This window comes from Nocardioides luteus, assembly GCF_000960475.2.
Classification (GTDB): domain Bacteria; phylum Actinomycetota; class Actinomycetes; order Propionibacteriales; family Nocardioidaceae; genus Nocardioides; species Nocardioides luteus_A.
Map to the genome: position 1 here is coordinate 59,966 of NZ_JZDQ02000003.1, position 19,751 is coordinate 79,716.

Consider the following 19,751-nt stretch of genomic DNA (forward strand, 5'->3'; position numbering starts at 1 on the left):
CGTCGTACGCATTGCCCGGCATCGTTGCGACGCTTCGTTTCAGAGACAGATGCCTCGTGTTACAGAAAAGTAACAGAGTTGGCGGTTGCCGAACCGTTACCGACGGTGAGCGTGTGTCTTCGTCAGGATGACGGCGCCTGGCGGGGCCTCGAGATCGCGGCGCAGCCGGAACCCGGCCTTCTTGTAGATCCGCTGGTTGCGCTCGCTCTTCGCACCGGTGAAGAGCTGGTAGGTCCGGGTGCCGGCCGGGGCGACCGCCTGGATGTGGTCCAGCAGCTGCCGTCCGAGGCCGCGGCCCTGCATGTCCGGGGCGGTCATCAGACGACCGATCTCCCACACGTCGCCCACGAGCCGGGCACGGACCGAGCCGACCAGCCGCCCGGCGGAACGGACGACGTAGACGTCGTGGGTCTCCAGAGCTCGCACCGTGTCGTCGAGCGACTCGTGCAGCGGCGGGATCGGGACGCCGGGGTTGTCGTGCATCTCCTGCACCCAGCAGGCGAGCTGCAGCGTGTGCAGCTCGGGCACGTCGGAGCGTACGGCGGGCACGATCTCCCACTCCGTGGCGGCCTGGGAGGCGTGGAGCAGGTCGGGGCGGCGTACGGAGGTCCTCTCCACAGCCTGCTGGTGGCGCCACTCGGCGATGCGCTTGTGGTCGCCGCTGAGCAGCACCTTCGGGACCTCGAGGTCACGCCAGGAGGCCGGCTTGGTGTAGACCGGGTACTCCAGCAGGCCGTCCTCGTGGGACTCCTCCACCAGCGAGTCGGCGTTGCCCATGAACCCGGGGAGCAGGCGTACGACGGCCTCGGTGATCGCCATCGCGGCGACCTCTCCCCCGTTGAGCACGTAGTCGCCCAGCGAGACCTCGCGGACCTCGGCGCGGGTCGCGGCGTGGTCGAGCACGCGCTGGTCGATGCCCTCGTAGCGGCCGAGCAGGAAGACCAGCCGGGTCCGGGTCGACAGCTCTCGGGCCAGGGCCTGGGTGAACGGCTCGCCGCTCGGCGTCGTCACGATCACGGTCGCGCCGTCGATCGCCAGCTCGTCGAAGGCCTCGCCGAACGGCTCGGGCTTCATCACCATCCCGGCACCACCGCCGTAGGGGGTGTCGTCGACGGTGCGGTGCTTGTCGTGCGCCCAGGCTCGGAGGTCGTGGACGTGCAGGTCCAGCAGCCCCGACTCGATCGCCTTGCCCGGCAGGCTCAGCCGCAGCGGCGCGAGATAGTCGGGAAAGATGGTGAGGTAGTCGAGCCTCACTTCGCCGCGTCCTCGTCCTCGGTGCTCTCGGGGAAGGGCGTCACGAGGCCCGGCCGGTCGGCGATGACGACCTTCTTCTCGGCGAGGTCGACGACGGGCACCAGCGCCTTCACGAACGGCACCAGCGCGTCGCGCCGGTCAGGGGTACGGATCGTCAGCAGGTCCTGCGCACCACCGTGGACCAGCGCCTTCACCGTGCCGAGCTCGCGGCCCTCCTCGTCGAAGGCGGTGAGGCCGATGAGCTGATGGTCGTAGTACTCGTCGGGGTCCTCGGGCGTCTCCTCGGCCGGGACGTCGGCGAAGAGCAGCGTCCCGCGGGCCGCCTCGGCCTCGTTGCGGTCGGTGATCTCCTCGAAGGCGACCTGGAGCACCTGGCCGTGCCACCGGGCGCCCTCCACGGTCAGCTGCTTGGCGGCGTACGCCGAGCCCTTCGGCGGCTGCGTCCGCAGCACCGTTCCCTCGGCGAACCGCCGGTCGGGCTCGTCGGTGCGCACCTCGACCGTCACGAACCCCCGGATCCCGTGCGGCTTGCCGATCCGTCCGACCAGCACCTCGATCAACTCCACAGGAGTGAGATTAGGGGGTGTGGGGTGCGGGGTAGGAATCACCGGTTCACCGGTGATCCCTGCACTTCTCCGGCGTTGCATTGCCAGAGAAGTGCAGGAATACCCGGTTAACCGGGTAAACCAACGGGCGCCACCCCCGAAGGAGTGACGCCCGTGATGAGCTGGTGCAGCCGGTGCTCAGCGACCGCCGTCGACGTCGACGAAGTCGATCCGCGCGCCGCCCTTGCCGGCCAGCGCGGAGATGACCGTGCGGAACGCGGTGGCGGTGCGGCCACCGCGGCCGATCACCTTGCCGAGGTCGTCGGGGTGGACCCGGACCTCGAGAACGGAGCCGCGACGGAGCTGCTTGTCGCGCACGCTCACCTCGTCCGGGTTGTCGACGACTCCTCGGACGAGGTGCTCGAGAGCTTCGGCGAGCATGCTGCTCAGGCCTCGGCCTCAGCGGCCGGGGTCTCCTCGGCCTTGGGCTCCTCAGCCGGAGCCTCCTCGGCCTTCGGCTCCTCAGCCTTCTTGGCGGACTTCTTGGTGACGGCCTCGGCACCGGCGGAGGCGTGCGCCTCGGCGAGAGCCTTGTTGAAGAGCTCCAGCTTGTCGGGCTTCGGCGCGGCGACCTTGAGGGTGCCCTCGGCACCCGGGAGGCCCTTGAACTTCTGCCAGTCGCCGGTCACCTTGAGGATCGCCTCGAGAGCCGGGGTCGGCTGGGCGCCGACGCCGAGCCAGTACTGGGCGCGCTCGGAGTCGACCTGGATGAAGCTCGGCTCCTCCTTGGGACGGTAGAGACCGATCTCCTCGATGACAGCGCCGTCGCGCTTCTTGCGCGAGTCGACGATGACGATGCGGTACTGCGGAACCCGGATCTTGCCCAGGCGCTTCAAGCGGATCTTGACAGCCACTGTTGGTGGTATTCCTTCGGAATCGAATATGGGTGAAGAGGCCCGTGTCGGTGTGGGGACACCCGTCAGGCAACTTCGGCGGGCACTGAGCGCCGGGTGAGAGGGTCCCTGCGCACAGGACACGCGCTCCAGTTTGCCAGACCTGCAGGTCGGGAAGAAATTCCCGTACGCAGCGCGCAACCGCCCCGCCCGGTGGGGCGTCTCACGAGTCATGACGATCACCGCACCCGCTCCCAGGCCGGCCGAGCACGACGTGCTCGCGATCGCGGCCCGGCGTACGCCGCTGAGCAAGCGCCACCCCTCGCTGCTTCCCCTCGCCCGCCTCGTCCACCGCGAGCGACGCCACCTGGACTGGCTGCTCTCCTCCACCACCTGGGCGGCCACCCGTTCGGAGGAGAACCTGCCGGTGCGCGTCAAGCAGCACGGTTCGCTCCTGCTGCGCCAGCTCGGCGAGGCAGAGATGTGGCTGCAGCACAACAAGATCATCAATCTGCGGCTCGCGGCCGCGGAGACGGACGGGATCGTGATCCGGCCCGGCGAGACCTTCAGCTTCAACAAGGTGGTCGGCGACTGCACCGCCCGCAAGGGCTACGTCGAGGGCATGCGCCTGTCCAACGGCGAGGCGACCCCGGGCGTCGGCGGCGGGATCTGTCAGCTGGCCAACCTGCTGCACTGGATGTTCCTGCACTCCCCGCTCACGATCGTGGAGCGCTCCGAGCACAGCTTCGACCCGTTCCCCGACAACGGTCGCGTGCTCCCCTGGGGCGTCGGCTGCTCGATCGTCTACCCCTACCTCGACCTGGTCGTACGCAACGACACCCCGCACACCTTCCAGCTGCGCACCTGGGTCGGCGAGAAGCACCTGCGCGGCGAGCTCCGCGCCGACACCCCGACCGGCGTCTCCTACCACGTGGACGCCCGCGGCGAGGAGTTCCTCCGCGTCCCCTCCGGCGAGGTCTACCGCCGCAACGAGATCTGGCGCACCCTGATCGACACCCGCACCGGGACCGCGTACGCCGAGGAGTGCGTCAAGCGCAACTGCGCCCTGGTGAAGTACCTCCCCGAGGAGCACCGGATCCGCGACGTCGCTCAGGAGTAGACGGTCCCGCGGAGCACGACGGCAGCGGGCCGGGCCAGGACGGTGAGGTCCTCGAGCGGGTTGGTGTCGTAGACGACGAAGTCGGCGGGATCGCCCTCGGCGAGGCCGGGGTTGTGGCCGAGCCACTCCCGGGCGCGCCAGGAGGCGGCGCCGAGGACGACGTCGGCGGGGAGGCCGAGGCGGTGCATGGCGAGGACCTCGGTCGGGAGTACGCCGTGCAGCTGGTCGCCCGCGCCGTCGGAGCCCGCGTAGAGAGCGACCCCCGCCTCGTAGGCGCTCATGATCGTCTCGCGACGGCGCGCGTAGAGGTCCTCCATGGTGGCGGCGTACGTCGGGAACTTGGGCGCCGCGGCGGCAGCCAGATCGGGGAAGATCTCGAGCTGGGCGACGGTGGGGACCAGTGCGGTCCCCTGCTCGGCCATCGCCTCGACGAGATCGGGGCTCAGCCCGGTGCCGTGCTCGATGCAGTCGATCCCGGCCTCGATCAGCCCGGGCAGGACCTCGTGGCCGAAGCAGTGGGCGGTGACGCGCGCGTCGTTGTCGTGGGCCACCTTGATCGCCTCGGCGAACGACTCGGCCGGGAAGGACGGCTTCAGGTCGCCCTCTGCCCGGTCGATCCAGTCGCCGACGAGCTTGACCCAGCCGTCCCCGGCGCGGGCCTGCCGCTCGACGGCCTCGGCCAGGCCCTCCGGCTCGACCTCGTCGGCGTAGTTGCGCATGTAGCGCTTCGTACGCCCGATGTGGCGGCCGGCGCGGATCAGCCGAGGCAGGTCGTCGCGCGACTGGACCCAGCGGGTGTCGGCGGCGGAACCGGCATCGCGCAGGAGCAGGGCACCGGCGTCGCGGTCGGCGATCGCCTGCGCCTCGGCGGTCTCCTGGTCGACCGCGCCGTCCGGCCCGAGCCCGACGTGGCAGTGGGCGTCGACGAGACCGGGGACGATCCAGCCCGACGCACCGGTCTCCGCCCCTGACGGCCGCTCGTAGGTGATGCGGCCGTCGAGGACGTAGAGGTCTCGCACCTCTCCATCGGGAAGGACCGGGCCGGAGAAGCGCAGAGCAGTCATGTGACGCAGGTTACCTATTCGCCGACGGCACCTTCACCCCGGCCGCCTCGAGGATCGGGATGTGCTGGGCGAGCGGGATGACCTGGCCGGTGACGACGTTGTTCTCGTCCCAGCCGATGGAGGTGGGTACACCGACGAGCTCACCGTCGTCGTTGACCGCGGCGCCACCGGAGTTGCCGCTGGAGATCCGGGCGGTGACGTCGAAGACGGCTCGCTCCTCCCCCTCGAAGGAGAGGATGGTGGCCACGTTGCCCTCGGCGACGGTGGGCGGCTGGAAGAGAGCGCCCTCCTTGTCCACGAAGCTCTCCTTCGGCAGCATCGGGAAGCCGATCGTGGCGATGAAGTCGCCACGATCGACCGCGTCGGAGTCGCCGAGCGCGATCGTCGGCAGGTCCAGCGAGGACGGGTCCACCGCGTTGCCCTCACCGTCGGCGACGATCTGCACGACCGCGCTGTCGACCTCGCCGTCGGACTCGATCACCTTGGCGACGTAGTCGGGCTCGCCGACCTTGTAGCCCTCGGCCGGGTTGGTCAGGTGGATGTTGACGTAGTCGGGTGAGACCTCGCCCTTGGCGGCGTACTCCGGGATCTTCGCCGGGTCGGCCACGTGGGCGTTGGTGAGGATCTTGCCGTCCTTGGAGACGATCGACCCGGAGCCCATCGCGATGGTGTCCTCGGTCGGCGCGTAGGTGATCCAGACGGTGGCGCTCTGCGCGACGTTGAGCTCCTCCTTCGTCAGGCCGGCGTCCTGGGCGGCCGAGTCGCCACCGGGCACCACGAACATCGCGACCACCAGTCCGATGATCACGACCGCGGCGGCGGCTCCGATACCGCCCCACAGCAGGAGCTTGTTGCGCCGCTTGGCGGCGGCACGGGCGACCTCGACCTCGGCCGCGTAGATCGGGATGACCTTGAGGATCTCGCCGGCGACCGGGTGACCGAGGCGGATCTCGGTCTCCTCGTCGATGTCCTCCCGCGCCAGCGGCTTCCCCTTGAGGAAGGAGCCGGTCTGGGAGGCGTTCTCGAAGGTCCAGCCACCGGGCTTGGCGACCAGCCGGGCGTGCTGGCGCGAGACCCCCTGGTCCTCCAGGACGACCGAGTTGTCGGCCGCGCGGCCGATGGTCACCGTGACCGGGTGGCGGAAGCGGTGCTCCTTGCCCTCGGCGACCAGCAGCAGGTCGGGTCCGGTGGGCGGCGTCGGCGGCTGCCCGGGGGCGCCCGGCCGCGCCATCCCAGGGGCGATCGTCATCTCCGAGATCCCGTCGTCCGCCGACGGGGCCGGGGGCGCCGGCGGCTGGAAGCCGGGCGCCGCGGGCGCCGCTGCCGGCACCCCGGCGGGCGGAGCCACGGTCGCGCCCGGCCCGGCGAACCCGGCCGGCGGAGGCGGCGGAGCCGGCGCCTGGGCGCGCGGAGCCCCTGCCGCCACCGGTGCGTCGTCGAGCGTGACCGTGATCGTCGAGCCCGGTCCCGCCGGGCCGAGCTGGATCTCGGTCGCCCCGGTCAACGGCACCTCGGTGACGCGGCTGCCGGAGACGTACGTCCCACCGGCGGAGCCGACGTCGACCAGCTTCCAGCCGGTGGGATCCGGGCGGAGCTCGGCATGAGCACGCGAGACCGAGGAGGACGAGAGCACCACGTCGGCATCAATCGAGCGACCTATTCGGACGATCTTGTCGGGCGGGAAGCTGAGCGCACGTCCCGATACGTCTACGCGAAGCGTCTGCATGCACAGATCATGCACCGAAATGGCCCGATCCAAGCGTCGCGAATCGAGGATTCGCCGAACTCGGACCGGGCCATCTCACCTACCGACCGGTCCGCAGCCCGTGTCCGTACGCAAACAGCGGGTCATAGTCGGAATCACCGATATTGATCGGCTCCTGGTCGACCGATCGCGGCCAGGTCACCGGCAGCTTCCCGGTGAACGGACGCCTGCCGAAGAGCACGTCGGCGACCCCCTTGCCCTCGCTGCCCGGCAGCCAGGAGGCCACCAGAGCGTCGATCTGGCTCAGCAGCTCGGGCGGGATGATCATCGGGCGTCCGGAGACGACCAGCACCGTGCAGGTCGCCGCGGCCGCGCAGACCTTCTCGATCGCCGCGGTGTCGGCGTCGCTGAGTTGCATGGTCAGCGCCGGCCGGAGCACGCCGCCCTCACCCGGGTCGTAGCCCCAGCGCGGGCCGCCGACGTCACCGAAGCCCTCGGCGTACGGGTGCTCGCCGACGACCACGACACCGTGGGCACCGGCGGGGATCGGCGCCGAGGCGTCGGGCGAGTGGGTCACCTCGCCGTGGGCCGCGGCCTCGATGCCGTCGAGGATGGTGTCGCCCGGGATCTGGTGGGTGGAGTTGCCCTGCCAGGTGATCGTCCAGCCACCGGCCTGGTCGCCGATGCTGTCGGCCTTGCTGCCGGCGACGTAGACGTCGTCGTGGCCCGAGAGCGGCAGCGTGTGCCGCCGGTTCGTCAGCAGGACCTGCGACTTGGCCACCGCCTCACGGGCGACCCGACGGTGGTCGGCGCTGCCGATCTCGTCGATGTTGCGCCGGTCGGTGAACGGCTTCTCGAAGAGGCCGAGGTCGAACTTCGCGGTCAGGATGCGGGAGACCGCGTCGTCGATTCGGGCCATCGGGACGGCACCGTCCTCGACCGCCGCGATCAGCGTCTCGATGAACTGCGGGTAGCCGACCGTGTCGCCGGAGAACGGCTCCATGAACATGTCGACACCGGCATTGACCGAGGTCGCCACCTGCTCGGCGTACGTCCCGGGGATCTGGTGGATCGCCCGCCAGTCGGAGATCACCAGGCCGTCGAAGCCCTGCTTCTGCTTGAGCCAGCCCGTGACGAGCTCCTGGTGGGCGTGCATCTTGACCGGGTTGCCGAGACCGTCCTCGGTCCAGTCGACGCTGGAGAAGGACGGCATCACCGAGCCGACGTCGTGCTTCTTGATGGCGGCGACGTACGGCGTGAGCGCGAGCCTCTCGAACTCGGCGTGCGAGGCCTGGGTGATGCCCTGGTCGATGGTGTAGTCGCCCTCGCCGGTGCCGAAGGTCGTGAAGCCGTCGCCGGCGAAGTGCTTGGCGGTGGCGAGCACGCGGTCGGGGTCGTCGAGGTCGCCGCCGTCACCCTGGAACCCCTCGATCATCTGGGACATCTTCGCGGCGAGCTTCGGGTCCTCCCCGAACGACTCGTACGTCCTCCCCCACCGGTCGTCGCGAGCGACGCAGATGCACGGGGCGAAGGTCCACTGCGGCCCGGAGGCGCGGGTCTCCTCGGCGGCGATGTGCCCGATCCGCTCGGCGAGCTTCGGGTCGCGGGTGGCACCGAGGCCGATGTTGTGCGGGAAGACGGTGGCGCCGTTGAGGTTGCCGTGGCCGTGGACCGAGTCCACGCCGTAGAGCAGCGGGATCCCCAGCCGGGTCGAGAGCGCCTGCTCCTGGAAGGCGTCGACCGTGTCGGCCCAGGCCTCGGGAGTGTTCTCGGCCGGGGTCGAGCCGCCGCCGGAGAGTACGCTGCCGAGCCCGAGCTCGGCGATCTGGCCGGGGTCGGCGGCGACGTCGGCACGCTCGGCCTGGGTCATCTGGCCGACCTTCTCGGCCAGCGTCATCCGGGAGAGCAGGTCGGCGACGCGGGTCTCGGTGGACAGTCGTGGGTTCTGGTAGGGCAGCGCGTGGTGTGCACGGGTGGCCGCGCTGTTGGTGGCGGGAGTGGCAGAAGCCGCGGTGGACGCGGGGGTGACGAGGAGCGTGGCGCAGAGCAGGCCGGCGAGAGCCGAGGCTCCACCGATCGCGCCGCGCTGTCTGTGTGATCGCACGGGACAGGCCTCCTGAGAGTGATCTGCCGGCGCCTCGGCGGTGAGGCGCCAGGGCTCGTGAGAGCGCTCCCAGCGTGACGGTGATCACATCATCGGTCAATGGCTACGCGTGCGTAACCCCGCGAATTCCTCAGATCTGGTCAAGCAACCAGGACGGTCCCAGCGCGGTCGCGCCGCCGCAGCGCGCCTGCAGCATCCGGTCGGCGGTCACCAGCGTCACCCGGTCACCTCGGTCGGCCGCGGCCTTCACCTCTGCCACGATCGTCGCGTCGCCGTCCTTGGGAGCATGGACGGTATGCACATGCGCGTCCTTGCCGGGACGTACGCCGCCCTTGGCCTGCCCCTCCAGCACTAAGACGATCCGGTCGTGGGGGATGTCGGCGACCAAGAGCGCCTCGTGCAGCCGGCGCGCCGCCCCCGCGCGGTCCTTCCACCAGCCGTCGGGGCGCGCGCCGACCACATTGGCGCCGTCGACGACCAGAACCGTTGCCATGCGGCACAGCCTAGGCCGTCGACGTCGTCGCGGTTCACTCCGAGGGTGGGCCCGAGATCACCTTGCCGCGGCCCTGGCAGGGCTCGCCAGGCTATGACCGAGGGTCCGAGCTTGTGAATCGTTCACAAGCTCGGGCCCTCTGCCATAGCGGACGATTGCCGGGCCCGTCCCCGGGGTGCATTCCTCATGCCGCATCTTCGACTCAAGTTCGTGGAGCGATCCGGTTCAACACCGACGCGATGAAAGGGGCCTTACCCGTCCGGTAGGCATTCCGGTCCTCGTCGTCGACCGCCGCGAGCTGGCGTTTGATCGCGGCGTACGCCACACGGTCCTCGGCATTCGTGCGTAGATGGTCTCGGAAGGCCAGCCAGGTCGGCCAACCCTCCGAGGACTCCTCGACCACATGCAGGTGGTGGGCGCGATGGGCGACGGACGGCGAGCACCACGACCACTTCCGCTGTTCGACATCGTGAGGCTCCGGGGCAGCAACCCAGCCGACGCCGGTTAGTGCGACGAGGGAGCGCCCGACCGCCTCGTACGACTCCACCACTGCGAGCATGTCGATGATCGGCTTGGCAGGCAGGCCGGGTACCGACGTACTTCCGATGTGCTCGACCGGACGCACCAGATGCCCCGCAAGGAGCGGCTCCACCAACGACCGCGCCGACTCGAACGATTCTGCCCACTGTGGGCAGTGCTCGACGATGACGATGCGGTCGAGGCGGGTCACTTCAGGAACTTGGAGAAGTCGGACGGAAGGTTGAGCTCGGCGGCTGCCTTCTCGTAGTCGATCTCCTCGCCCCCGGGCACCCCGAACGGGTTGGCCGCGGCCGGCTTCTTCGCGGCGTCGGCCTTGGCCTGCTGGGCTGCCTTGGCCGGGTTGCCGGACTTGCGCGCGCCCTTGCCCTTCTTCTTCTGGGCCACCTGCTTGGCACCGGCGCGCTTGCCGAAACCGGCGCCAGGCGCACCGGGCATCCCGGGCATGCCGCCGCCGGAGGCGAGCTGCTTCATCATCTTCGACGCCTCGGTGAAGCGCTGGATGAGCTGGTTGACGTCGGAGACCTGGCGGCCGGAGCCCTTCGCGATGCGGGCGCGGCGGGAGCCGTCGAGGATCTTCGGGTTGGCGCGCTCGGCCGGGGTCATCGACTGGATGATGGCCTTGATCCGGTCGATCTCACGGTCGTCGAAGTTGTCGAGCTGCTCGCGGAACTGGCCCATCCCCGGCAGCATGCCCATCAGCTTCGACATCGAGCCGAGCTTCTGGAGCTGCTGCATCTGCTTGAGGAAGTCCTCGAGCGTGAACTCGCCGGTCGCGATCTTCGCCGCGTCCTGCTGGGCCTGCGCCTGGTCGAAGGTCTTCTCGGCCTGCTCGATCAGGGTGAGCATGTCGCCCATGTCGAGGATCCGGCCGGCCATCCGGTCGGGGTGGAACAGGTCGAAGTCGGTCATCTTCTCGCCGTTGGAGGCGAACATGACCGGCTTGCCGGTGATCTGGACGATGGAGAGCGCCGCACCACCGCGGGCGTCACCGTCGAGCTTGGTGAGCACGACGCCGTCGTAGCCGACGCCGTCGAGGAAGGCCTGGGCGGTGTTGACCGCGTCCTGGCCGATCATCGCGTCGACGACGAAGAGGACCTCGTCGGGGTTGACCGCCGCCTTGATGTCGGCGGCCTGCTTCATCAGCTCCTCGTCGATGCCGAGGCGGCCGGCGGTGTCGACGATGACGACGTCGTGGAGCTTGCGCTTGGCCTCCTCGACGGCCTCGCGGGCGACCGCGACCGGGTCACCCACGCCGTTGCCCGGCTGCGGCGCGAAGACGGGCACGTTGACCCGCTCACCGTTGACCTGGAGCTGGTTGACCGCGTTGGGCCGCTGCAGGTCGGCGGCCACCAGCAGCGGCGCCTTGCCCTGCTCCTTGAGCCACAGCGCGAGCTTGGCGGCCAGGGTGGTCTTACCGGCACCCTGCAGACCGGCGAGCATGATCACCGTCGGGCCGGTCTTGGCGTAACGCAGCCGGCGGGTCTCGCCACCCAGGATCGTGATCAGCTCGTCGTTGACGATCTTGATGATCTGCTGGGCGGGGTTCAGCGCCTGGCTGACCTCCTCGCCGCGCGCCCGCTCCTTGACCCGGGCGACGAACTCGCGCACCACCGGCAGCGCGACGTCGGCCTCGAGCAACGCGATCCGGATCTCGCGAGCGGTGGCGTCGATGTCGGCATCGGTGAGGCGGCCCTTGCCCCGGATGTTCTTGAACGTCGTGGCGAGCCGGTCGGAGAGCGTGGCGAACAAAGCGGTCCTTCAGCAGAGTGGTTGTCCTGCCAAGACTAACGAACCGATGTGCGTGGGGTGCTATTCGGCAGGCCCGCTCGGGGGTAACACCGTGTCACCCCTACCGCGCCACCTCGCATCGCGCCGCATGCTGACCGAGGTACCTCGGTCAGCGTTCGAGCGCCGCTCGGACCGCATGCGCCGCCTCGGCCGCCCGCTGCTCGGCGAGCGCACCGGCATGCGCCTCCTGCAGGTAGAACACGTCGACGGCCTGCGGGCCGAGGGTGGAGATGTGGGCGGAGCGTACGGCGATCTCCATCCGCGCCAGGGCGGCGGCGACGGTGTAGACGACCCCGGGGCGGTCGATGGTGCGCACCTCGAGGACGGTGGCCTTGCTGGAGGCCTCGGGACGTACGACGACCGAGGGCTCGCTCCCCCGCGCGGCCGCGCTCGGCGCCAGCCTGGTCGCCGGGTCGAGGCGGCCCTCGGTGATCGCCGAGAACCGGGTGCGCAGCACCGCGGCGTCGACGTAGGAGTCGTCGAGGTCCCACACGCTGACCCCGAAACCACCCTGCTGCCAGGCACGACACGCCCTGACCGGCAGCCGGGCGACCGCGAAGGTGGCGGCCAGGTCGGCGAGCAGCCCCAGCCGGTCGTGGGCGATCACCCACACCCGGGCGCCGTCGGCGAGCGGCTCGGACCGGAAGGAGACCGACCCCGAACGTACGCTCTCGGGGATCTCCACCGCGGCCTGCGGCCGCTCCCCCGCGGCGATGCCGGTGTCGAGCACCTTCGCCGCCCGCGCGGCCAGGTCGCGGATGAGCCGGGCCCGCCAGCTGGTCCAGGCCTGGGTGCTGGTCGCGCGGGCGTCGGCCTCGGTGAGCGCGGTGAGCAGCGCGAGCGCCTCCGCGTCGCCCATCGTCTCGACCACGAGGTCGACGGTCGCGGGGTCGTCGGGGTCGCGGGTGGTCGCGGTCGTGGAGAGCAGCAGGTGCCAGCGCACCAGCATCGAGATCAGGTCGACCTCCTCGTCCGGGAAGCCCATCCGCGTGGCGATCCGGCGGGCGATCGGCTCCCCCGCGACGCTGTGCTCGGTCAGCGACCCCTTGCCGATGTCGTGGAGCATCGCGGCGACGAGGAGCACGTCCGGACGGGCCACGCGCGGCAGCAGCGCGACCGCCTCGATGCAGGTCTCGATGGTGTGCCGGTCGACCGTGAAGCGATGGATGATCGAGGCGTGCGGAAGCAGCCGGATCCGCTCCCACTCGGGCAGGATCCGGGAGACCGCCCCGGTCTCCTCCAGGGTCTCCCACACCGCGAGCAGGCCGCGCCCGGCACCCAGCAGCCGTACGAAGAGCCGGCGTGCCTCCTCCGGCCACGGCTCGGCCAGCGCCGGGGTGTCCCGGGCCAGGCGTGCGGCGGTCGCGGGCGCCAGCGCGACGCCGTTCTCCGCCGCGAGCGCCGAGGCCCGCAGCAGCATCAGCGGATCGCGCGAGGGGCGGGCGCCCGGCGCCAGCACCACCTCGCCCGAGGCGAGCGCCAGGCCGTTGCCCAACGGCGCGAGCTTCGGGCGTCGCGGCGCTCCGGGGCGCGATCGTTCGAGCACCCCGTCGACCCGCCGCCAGGCCAGGCGCGAGAGGTGGGTGAGGCGGCGGCCGATGGTGCGTACGTGGGCCTGTGCGGTGCGGGCGTCGGCCAGCTCGAGCCGCTTGGCGAGCTCGTCCCACATCTCGGGCACCACCCGGTCGGTGGCACGCCCGGCGATCTCCTGCACGAGATCACGCACGTCGAGGAGGGCCCGGCGCGACTTCTCCAGGTCGACCGCCGGGACGTCGATCAGCCAGGTCGCCACGATCGCCTTGATCACGACCGCGTCCCGTAGCCCGCCGTACATCTCCTTCAGGTCCGGGACCGAGGCGTGCGCGAGCTCGCCGGCGCGCCGGTGCCGCTCCACGCTCATCGTCCTCAGCTCCGGCAGCAGGGCGCGGGCGTGCTTGCGCCAGTGCGCCAGCATCGTCGTACGCAGCCGCAGCACCAGCCCGCGGTCGCCGGCCAGGTGCCGGATGTCGAGCAGTCCCAGGGCGACCCGAAGGTCGCCGGTAGAGGCCGAAAGCATCTCGGAGAACGACCGGACCGAGTGGTCGAGCTTGGGGGCGGTGTCCCAGAGCGGATACCAGACCTGCTCGGCCACGGCCCCGGGCTCGACGTCGTCGTCGTGCACCAGGACCAGGTCCCAGTCGGAGAAGGGCGCGAGCTCGCCGCGCCCGTATCCCCCGACCGCGACCAGGGCGACCCCGACCTCGGGGCCGCCGGCCGCGACGTACGCCTTGACGCACTGCTCGTCGGCCTCGGCTGTGCGCGCCGCCCGTCCCTCAGCGGTCACGCCCAGCCTCCTTCATGTCAGATCGCGGCGTCGTCGCGGTCGCCGGTGCGTACCCGCACGATGGTCTCCAGCGGGGAGACCCAGACCTTGCCGTCGCCGATGCGCTCGGTCTTCGCCGAGGTCTCGATGGCGGTGACCACCGAGTCGACCTCCTCGTCGGGCACCGCGATCTCGATGCGGATCTTCGGCACCAGGGCGACGTCGTACTCAGCGCCTCGGTAGACCTCGGTGTGACCCTTCTGGCGGCCGTAGCCGGAGACCTCCGAGACGGTCATGCCGGTGACACCGACAGCTTCCAGGGCGACGCGGACGTCCTCCCACTTGTGGGGTTTGATCACTGCGGTGACGAGCTTCATTTCTCTCCTCCGGTGGGGATTCGATGGGACGGCACTCGGACGAAGCCTAGTCAGAGCGCTTCCGCATCGCGCGCACCGGTCCGTACGCGGACAACCGACTCGATCGGGCTGAGCCAGACCTTCCCGTCACCGATCCGTCCGGTCTGAGCGGTCTTCACGATGATCCCGACGACGTCGGCCGCGTCGTCGTCCTCCACCACGATCTCGATGCGGATCTTCGGCACCAGCGCGATGTCGTACTCGGCGCCCCGGTAGACCTCGGTGTGGCCCTTCTGGCGACCGTAGCCGGAGACCTCCGAGACGGTCATCCCGGTCACGCCGAAGGCCTCGAGCGCCTCGCGCACGTCCTCCCACTTATGGGGCTTGATCACTGCGGTCACGAGCTTCACGAGAGGGCGCCTCCAGAGGTCCTTGATCCTGTCATCTTCGCCGCCACCTTCACCTGGGGACGTTTCGACACCCCGAAGCGTCTGTTTCCTCTGTGTAACAGACCATTTCCCCGTACGTCGCCGGAGCATCGAAACACCCCGCAAATCACCCGTGCCGGACCCGCGCGGCGCCACCAAAGGTCGCTACCCTCGACGCATGTCGCACTACGCCGTCGAGATCGACCTCGATCACCGCAACACCAGCCATGTGCAGGTCCTCGACCTGGCTGAGTCTGCCGTCTCGACGGGCGGTGGGAAGCGGGTCCTCGACGTCGGCTGCTGGACCGGCGAGATCGGCCGGATCCTCACCGAGCGCGGCTGCACCGTCACGGGCATCGAGATCGACCCCGAGGCCGCGAGCCTGGCCGAGAAGGTGCTGGACAGGGTGATCGTCGCCGACCTCGACGCGAGGCCGCTGACCGAGCTCGTCGAGCCCGGCTCCTTCGACGTGGTGATCTTCGCCGACGTCCTCGAGCACCTCGCCGACCCGCGAGCCGCGCTCGAGCAGGCCCGCGACCTGCTCGCCCCGGGCGGCCGGGTGGTCATCTCGATCCCCAACGTCACCCACGGATCGGTCCGTCTCGCGCTCCTCCAGGGTCGCTGGAAGACCACCGACACCGGGCTCCTGGACCGCACCCACATCAAGTTCTACTCGCGCGAGGGCCTGCTGGAGCTCTTCGCCGAGGCCGGCTACGCGGTCGAGGACCTGCGCGGCACCACCGCCGACCCGCTCAGCGTCGAGGTCGCGATCGACGGCGACCTGCTTCCCGAGGTCGCGGTGGAGTGGGTGCGCCAGCAGCCCGACGCGCTCGTCTACCAGTTCCAGCTCGCCGCCCGGCCGCTCGCCGCCGGTGAGCGGCCGCCGGCCGCGCCCGAGCTCGTCGAGGCGACCCCGGCCGACGAGGTCCGGCTCCGCGACATCCACACCCGGCGGTTCGAGGAGGCCACCCGCTCACGCTTGGCCACCCGCGACCACATCCTCGGCATCCAGGCCTCCGCCAACTCCGCCCAGGCCCGGGTCGGCTCGCTGTCCAAGCAGCTGCGCCAGGCCCGCGAGACCAACAAGCGCCGGCGCGAGCGCATCGAGCGGCTCCGCGGCCGGGTCGCCGGCCTCGAGGCAGACCTGGCCTACGCCAACCGCCACCCGGTGCGGAACTTCCTCCGCCGCGTCGTCCGCCGCCTGCGCCGCGCGGCGCAGGGCTGACCAGGATCCGGGCCGAGTCGGCTCATCCTGACCGAGATCGACGCCGAGTCGGCTCGTCATCACGAGCCGACTCGGCGGAATCTTCGGTCAGTTTGCGCCGACTCGGCGATCGCACGTGGGTCAGCGGACTCCGTTGGAGTAGCCCTCGCGTACGTGCTCGTAGTTGCCCCAGCGGTTGTTGATGAAGTCCTTCTCCCAGTCGTGGACCGCGTTGTCGCGGCTGACCGACTCGAAGTGGAAGAGGACGACGTCGTGGAGCCAGACCAGGCGCAGGCCGAGTGAGCGGCGGACCTTGAGGCACAGGTCGACGTCGTTGTAGTTGACCGGCAGGCGCTCGCTGAAGCCGCCGGCCTCGAAGAAGACCTCGCGCCGCATCGCGACACAGGCGCCGGTCAGCGCGGAGGTCTCCCGGTTGATGTGCAGCTCGCCGTGGTTGCCCCGCTCCTCGGGACGGGCCCGGTAGTAGGCGTGGGTGATGGTGCCGCTGCCGTAGATCAGGCCGGCGTGCTGGATGCGGAGGTCCTCGAAGAGGAGCTTGGGACCGGTCATGCCGACGTCGGGCTCGCGCAGCGGGGCAATCAGGTTCTCGATGACGCCCTCGGAGTAGGCCTCCATGTCGTCGTTGAGGAAGATCAGGACGTCGCCCCGGGCGTGCGCGGCGCCGACGTTGCACTTGGCGCTGAAGCTGAACTTCTCGGTGAACTCGACCAGCTTGATGTCGGCACCCTCGATCGCCCGCAGCGCCGCCAGCACCGGCGCCGGGGTCGGGGTGTCGTAGACGATCACGAACTCGACGTCGCGATGCTTGGTGGAGGCGACGACGGAGCGTACGGTCTCGACGACCATCGCCCGCCTCTCGCCCCACACGATCGCGCTGGTGCCGATGGTCGGGATGATCACGCTCACCGGGGTGTCCAGGTCGGGCTCCCGCTCGACGCGGTAGAGGCCGGGCGAGACGCCGTGCGAGGCCCTCGCCCGGATGCCGAGCCGGTCGAGGTGGGCCTGCACCGCGCGCACGCCGGCGTCCCAGGCGTACGGCTTGGCCTGGTTGTCCGCAGCGGCCGATCCCGGCACCTGGCGCCAGTGGTAGAGCGCGCCCGGGACGTGGACGATGCGCCGCGCCCGTTCGCTGACCCGCAGCACGAGGTCGTGGTCCTGGGAGCCGTCGTAGCCCTCCTGGAAGCCGCCGACCTCCTCCACGAGGGAGCGCCGGAACACCGAGAAGTGGGTGCAGTAGTTGTGGTGGCGCAGCCGCTCCGGGGACCAGTCGGGCTTGTAGTAGGCGTCGCGAAGCTCCCCCGCGTCGCTCATCAGGTCCTGGTCGCTGTAGGCGTAGTCGAGGTCGTCGAACCGGTCGTAGGCGCCGACCATCTTCTCCAGCGCGTTCGGCTCGAGCACGTCGTCGTGGTCGAGGAGGGCGACCAGCTCGCCGGTCGCCTCGGCCAGCGACGAGTTCGACGCGGCGACGATCCCGCCGTTCTCGGGACGCTCGACGATCCGCACCCGCGGCTCCTGCGCGGCCAGCTCGCGCAGCCGCGGCAGCACCCACGGCGCCGGCGACCGGTCGTCGCTGAGGACCCACTCCCAGTCGTCGAAGGACTGTCCCAGGACCGACGCGATCGTGTCCTCGAAGGCATCGGCGGGCGGGTTGTAGACAGCGGTGATCAGCGATACCCGGGGCGATGGCATGAGTTCCAGCCTATGCCGCTCCCCGGCGGTACGGGGAGCCCGACACGGGCCACCCGAGGGATCGGGCGGGAGCCGACATCTGGACTTCTCGGAGGGTTCACCCGGTCTTCATCGTCGGCATCGGGTGTGGTCGGCAGCCGCCCCGGAGGGAGGGTCGGGGGCGGCTGCCGAGTCAGGTGTGGCGTACGTCGTACGTCAGTAGCGCAGGCCGCGCAGGTAGGAGTAGCCGACCTCCGCGGTGTGGATCGGGCTGATCTCCGGGGTGTCGTTCTCGACGATGTACTCCTCGACCTCGTGGGCCGAGAAGACCTTGGCGAAGTCGATGAAGCCGGTGCCGAGGTCGACGTGGTCGCCGGTGGTGGGGTTGCGGTCCTTGACGTGGTACTGCCGCACCCGCTGCGGACCCGACGTGATGGTGTCGATCGCGAAGTCCACGGCCTCCTCGTTGGACAGGCCCCGGTTCACCCCGCCCGTGACCGCCCAGTAGATGTCCACCTCGAGGTGGACCAGCGACGGGTCCAGCTCGGTGGTGAGGATGTCCCACGGGGTCACCCCGCCGCCGAGGTCGGTCGTGAACTCGTGGGCGTGGTTGTGGTAGCCGTAGGCGATCCCGTAGCGCTTCGCGGCCGCCGCCTCGACGTTCATCTGCTCGGCCCAGGTCTGCCAGTCGGAGAGCGAGCTGGAGGCGAGGTAGGGCACCACCATGTAGCGCTGGCCGAGGGTCGCGGCGTTCTCCAGCTTGGTCTGCAGCGCGGCCCTGTCCGCGCTGATGCCGTCGTGGGAGGAGGAGGCGCGGATGCCGAGGCCGTCGTAGAAGGCGCGGAGCTCGGCCGCGGTCTTGCCGAAGTAGCCCAGCGCCTGCTCGACGCGCGGGTAGCCCATCTCGGCGATCTTCGTCATCGTCGCGTCGAAGCCGGCCGCGCCGTTGAGGTCGTCGCGCAGCGTCCACAGCTGGATGCTGATCCGGCCCGGAGGCACCCGGCATCCTCCTCGCGCGGACGCCACGGCCGCGCCGGCCGGGGAGAGCAGACCCGGCACGGCGGCCAGCATCGCGCCGCCGGCGACGGCGCCCAGGGCACCCTTGACCATCGAGCGACGGCTCAGGCCGCGCTCCTCCAGCGAGCGGCGCAGCGCGCCCTCACCATCGAATCCGTAACACATGGCTGATTCCTCTCGGGGGGGGTTCGAACTCTGGGGGTCGAGTCAGTCGTTGGTGCTGAAGGCGGCGTCGAAGGCGGCCTCGGGGGCGTCGAAGGCGAGCCGGCGGACGAACTCGAGCGCCTCGGGGGCACCGACGAGACGGTCCATGCCGGCGTCCTCCCACTCGACCGAGATCGGGCCGTCGTAGCCGATGGCGTTGAGCATCCGGAAGCACTGCTCCCACGGGACGTCGCCGTGGCCGGTGGAGACGAAGTCCCAGCCACGGCGCGGGTCGGCCCAGGCGAGGTGGGAGCCGAGCCGGGCGTTGCGGCCGTTGCCGGTCTGCAGCTTCGTGTCCTTGCAGTCCACGTGGTAGATCCGGTCGCGGAAGTCCCACAGGAACCCGACCGGGTCGACCTGCTGCCACACCATGTGGCTGGGGTCCCAGTTGAGCCCGAACGCCTCCCGGTGGCCGATCGCCTCCAGCGTGGCGACCGTGGACCAGTAGTCGTAGGCGATCTCCGAGGGGTGCACCTCGTGGGCGAACCGCACCCCGCACTCGTCGAAGACGTCGAGGATCGGGTTCCACCGGTCGGCGAAGTCCTGGTAGCCGGCCTCGATCGTCTCCTGGGAGACGGGCGGGAACATCGCGACGTACTTCCAGATGGCGGAGCCGGTGAAGCCGACGACGGTCCTGACACCGAGGTTCTTCGCCGCCCGGGCGGTCATCTTCATCTCCTCGGCTGCCCGCTGGCGTACGCCCTCGGGGTCGCCGTCGCCCCAGATCCTGGCGGGCAGGATGTCGCGGTGGCGCTGGTCGATCGGGTCGTCGCAGACCGCCTGCCCCTTGAGGTGGTTGGAGATCGTGAAGACCTTCAGGTTGTGCTTGGCCAGCAGGTCCAGCTTCGCCTGGACGTACGTCTCGTCCTCGGCCGCCTGCCAGACGTCGAGGTGGTCGCCCCAGCAGGCGATCTCCAGGCCGTCGTAGCCCCACTCGGACGCGAGGCGGCAGACCTCCTCGAACGGCAGGTCGGCCCACTGGCCGGTGAAGAGGGTGATCGGTCGGGTCATGGTTGTCCTTCCACGTGGGGTCAGAGGGGGTCAG

At 70.3% G+C, this 19,751-nt stretch carries 18 protein-coding genes; 2 read left to right on the forward strand and 16 right to left on the reverse strand.

Annotation, left to right across the window (positions count from 1 at the left end; genetic code table 11):
- Positions 1–96: 96 nt before the first annotated feature.
- From trmD to rpsP, 4 genes are all read right to left on the reverse strand, one after another.
- Entirely contained in the window at positions 97–1,254 is a 1,158-nt protein-coding gene (gene trmD / locus UG56_RS02610) for a tRNA (guanosine(37)-N1)-methyltransferase TrmD (protein ID WP_045550883.1), read from the reverse strand.
- A complete protein-coding gene (gene rimM / locus UG56_RS02615; RefSeq protein ID WP_218145109.1) occupies positions 1,251–1,820 on the reverse strand; it encodes a ribosome maturation factor RimM in 570 nt (189 codons plus the stop codon). The genes trmD and rimM overlap by 4 nt, the downstream gene beginning before the upstream one ends.
- Positions 1,821–1,997: 177 nt before the next feature.
- Positions 1,998–2,240: an RNA-binding protein gene (locus UG56_RS02620; protein ID WP_008363327.1), complete on the reverse strand. Its 243-nt coding sequence runs from the start codon at positions 2,238–2,240 to the stop codon at positions 1,998–2,000.
- 5 nt (positions 2,241–2,245) lie between these two features.
- The gene (gene rpsP / locus UG56_RS02625) at positions 2,246–2,713 is read right to left on the reverse strand and encodes a 30S ribosomal protein S16 (RefSeq protein ID WP_045550882.1); all 468 of its coding nucleotides are present in this window, start codon (positions 2,711–2,713) and stop codon (positions 2,246–2,248) included.
- 211 nt (positions 2,714–2,924) lie between these two features.
- On the opposite strand from rpsP, the gene UG56_RS02630 reads away from it, so the two are divergent.
- Positions 2,925–3,812, forward strand: coding sequence for a VanW family protein (locus tag UG56_RS02630; protein WP_052694012.1), 888 nt, complete (start codon positions 2,925–2,927; stop codon positions 3,810–3,812).
- Here UG56_RS02630 and UG56_RS02635 read toward each other — a convergent pair.
- The 9 genes from UG56_RS02635 to UG56_RS02675 all read right to left on the reverse strand — a co-directional run bounded on the left by UG56_RS02635 (position 3,803) and on the right by UG56_RS02675 (position 14,574).
- Positions 3,803–4,876 (reverse strand): amidohydrolase family protein, encoded by a 1,074-nt coding sequence (locus UG56_RS02635; RefSeq protein ID WP_045550881.1) that lies wholly within the window; start codon positions 4,874–4,876, stop codon positions 3,803–3,805. The genes UG56_RS02630 and UG56_RS02635 overlap by 10 nt on opposite strands.
- A 10-nt stretch (positions 4,877–4,886) precedes the next feature.
- On the reverse strand, positions 4,887–6,602 hold the full coding sequence (locus UG56_RS02640; protein WP_084100371.1) for an FHA domain-containing protein: 1,716 nt from the start codon (positions 6,600–6,602) through the stop codon (positions 4,887–4,889).
- Positions 6,603–6,681: 79 nt separating this feature from the next.
- A complete protein-coding gene (locus tag UG56_RS02645) occupies positions 6,682–8,685 on the reverse strand; it encodes a glycoside hydrolase family 3 protein (RefSeq protein ID WP_045551706.1) in 2,004 nt (667 codons plus the stop codon).
- Between the two features lie 130 nt (positions 8,686–8,815).
- On the reverse strand, positions 8,816–9,178 hold the full coding sequence (locus UG56_RS02650; protein WP_045551705.1) for a hypothetical protein: 363 nt from the start codon (positions 9,176–9,178) through the stop codon (positions 8,816–8,818).
- Between the two features lie 202 nt (positions 9,179–9,380).
- Positions 9,381–9,908: a GrpB family protein gene (locus tag UG56_RS02655; protein WP_045551704.1), complete on the reverse strand. Its 528-nt coding sequence runs from the start codon at positions 9,906–9,908 to the stop codon at positions 9,381–9,383.
- Positions 9,905–11,467: a signal recognition particle protein gene (ffh, locus tag UG56_RS02660; RefSeq protein ID WP_045551703.1), complete on the reverse strand. Its 1,563-nt coding sequence runs from the start codon at positions 11,465–11,467 to the stop codon at positions 9,905–9,907. Before ffh ends, UG56_RS02655 begins: the two co-directional genes overlap by 4 nt.
- A 148-nt stretch (positions 11,468–11,615) precedes the next feature.
- Positions 11,616–13,829 (reverse strand): [protein-PII] uridylyltransferase, encoded by a 2,214-nt coding sequence (locus tag UG56_RS02665; protein WP_177191409.1) that lies wholly within the window; start codon positions 13,827–13,829, stop codon positions 11,616–11,618.
- Positions 13,830–13,846: 17 nt separating this feature from the next.
- A complete protein-coding gene (locus tag UG56_RS02670; protein WP_045552064.1) occupies positions 13,847–14,185 on the reverse strand; it encodes a P-II family nitrogen regulator in 339 nt (112 codons plus the stop codon).
- 50 nt (positions 14,186–14,235) lie between these two features.
- On the reverse strand, positions 14,236–14,574 hold the full coding sequence (locus tag UG56_RS02675; RefSeq protein ID WP_045552065.1) for a P-II family nitrogen regulator: 339 nt from the start codon (positions 14,572–14,574) through the stop codon (positions 14,236–14,238).
- A 196-nt stretch (positions 14,575–14,770) separates the two neighbouring features.
- On the opposite strand from UG56_RS02675, the gene UG56_RS02680 reads away from it, so the two are divergent.
- On the forward strand, positions 14,771–15,817 hold the full coding sequence (locus UG56_RS02680; protein WP_071326840.1) for a class I SAM-dependent methyltransferase: 1,047 nt from the start codon (positions 14,771–14,773) through the stop codon (positions 15,815–15,817).
- 120 nt (positions 15,818–15,937) lie between these two features.
- Here the strand turns inward: UG56_RS02680 and UG56_RS02685 are convergent, their stop codons facing one another.
- From UG56_RS02685 to UG56_RS02695, 3 genes are all read right to left on the reverse strand, one after another.
- Positions 15,938–17,506 (reverse strand): glycosyltransferase family 2 protein, encoded by a 1,569-nt coding sequence (locus tag UG56_RS02685; protein WP_045552002.1) that lies wholly within the window; start codon positions 17,504–17,506, stop codon positions 15,938–15,940.
- A gap of 195 nt (positions 17,507–17,701) precedes the next feature.
- Positions 17,702–18,667 (reverse strand): sugar phosphate isomerase/epimerase family protein, encoded by a 966-nt coding sequence (locus UG56_RS02690; RefSeq protein WP_071326841.1) that lies wholly within the window; start codon positions 18,665–18,667, stop codon positions 17,702–17,704.
- Between the two features lie 42 nt (positions 18,668–18,709).
- A complete protein-coding gene (locus UG56_RS02695; RefSeq protein ID WP_045551961.1) occupies positions 18,710–19,717 on the reverse strand; it encodes a sugar phosphate isomerase/epimerase family protein in 1,008 nt (335 codons plus the stop codon).
- Positions 19,718–19,751 lie beyond the last annotated feature (34 nt).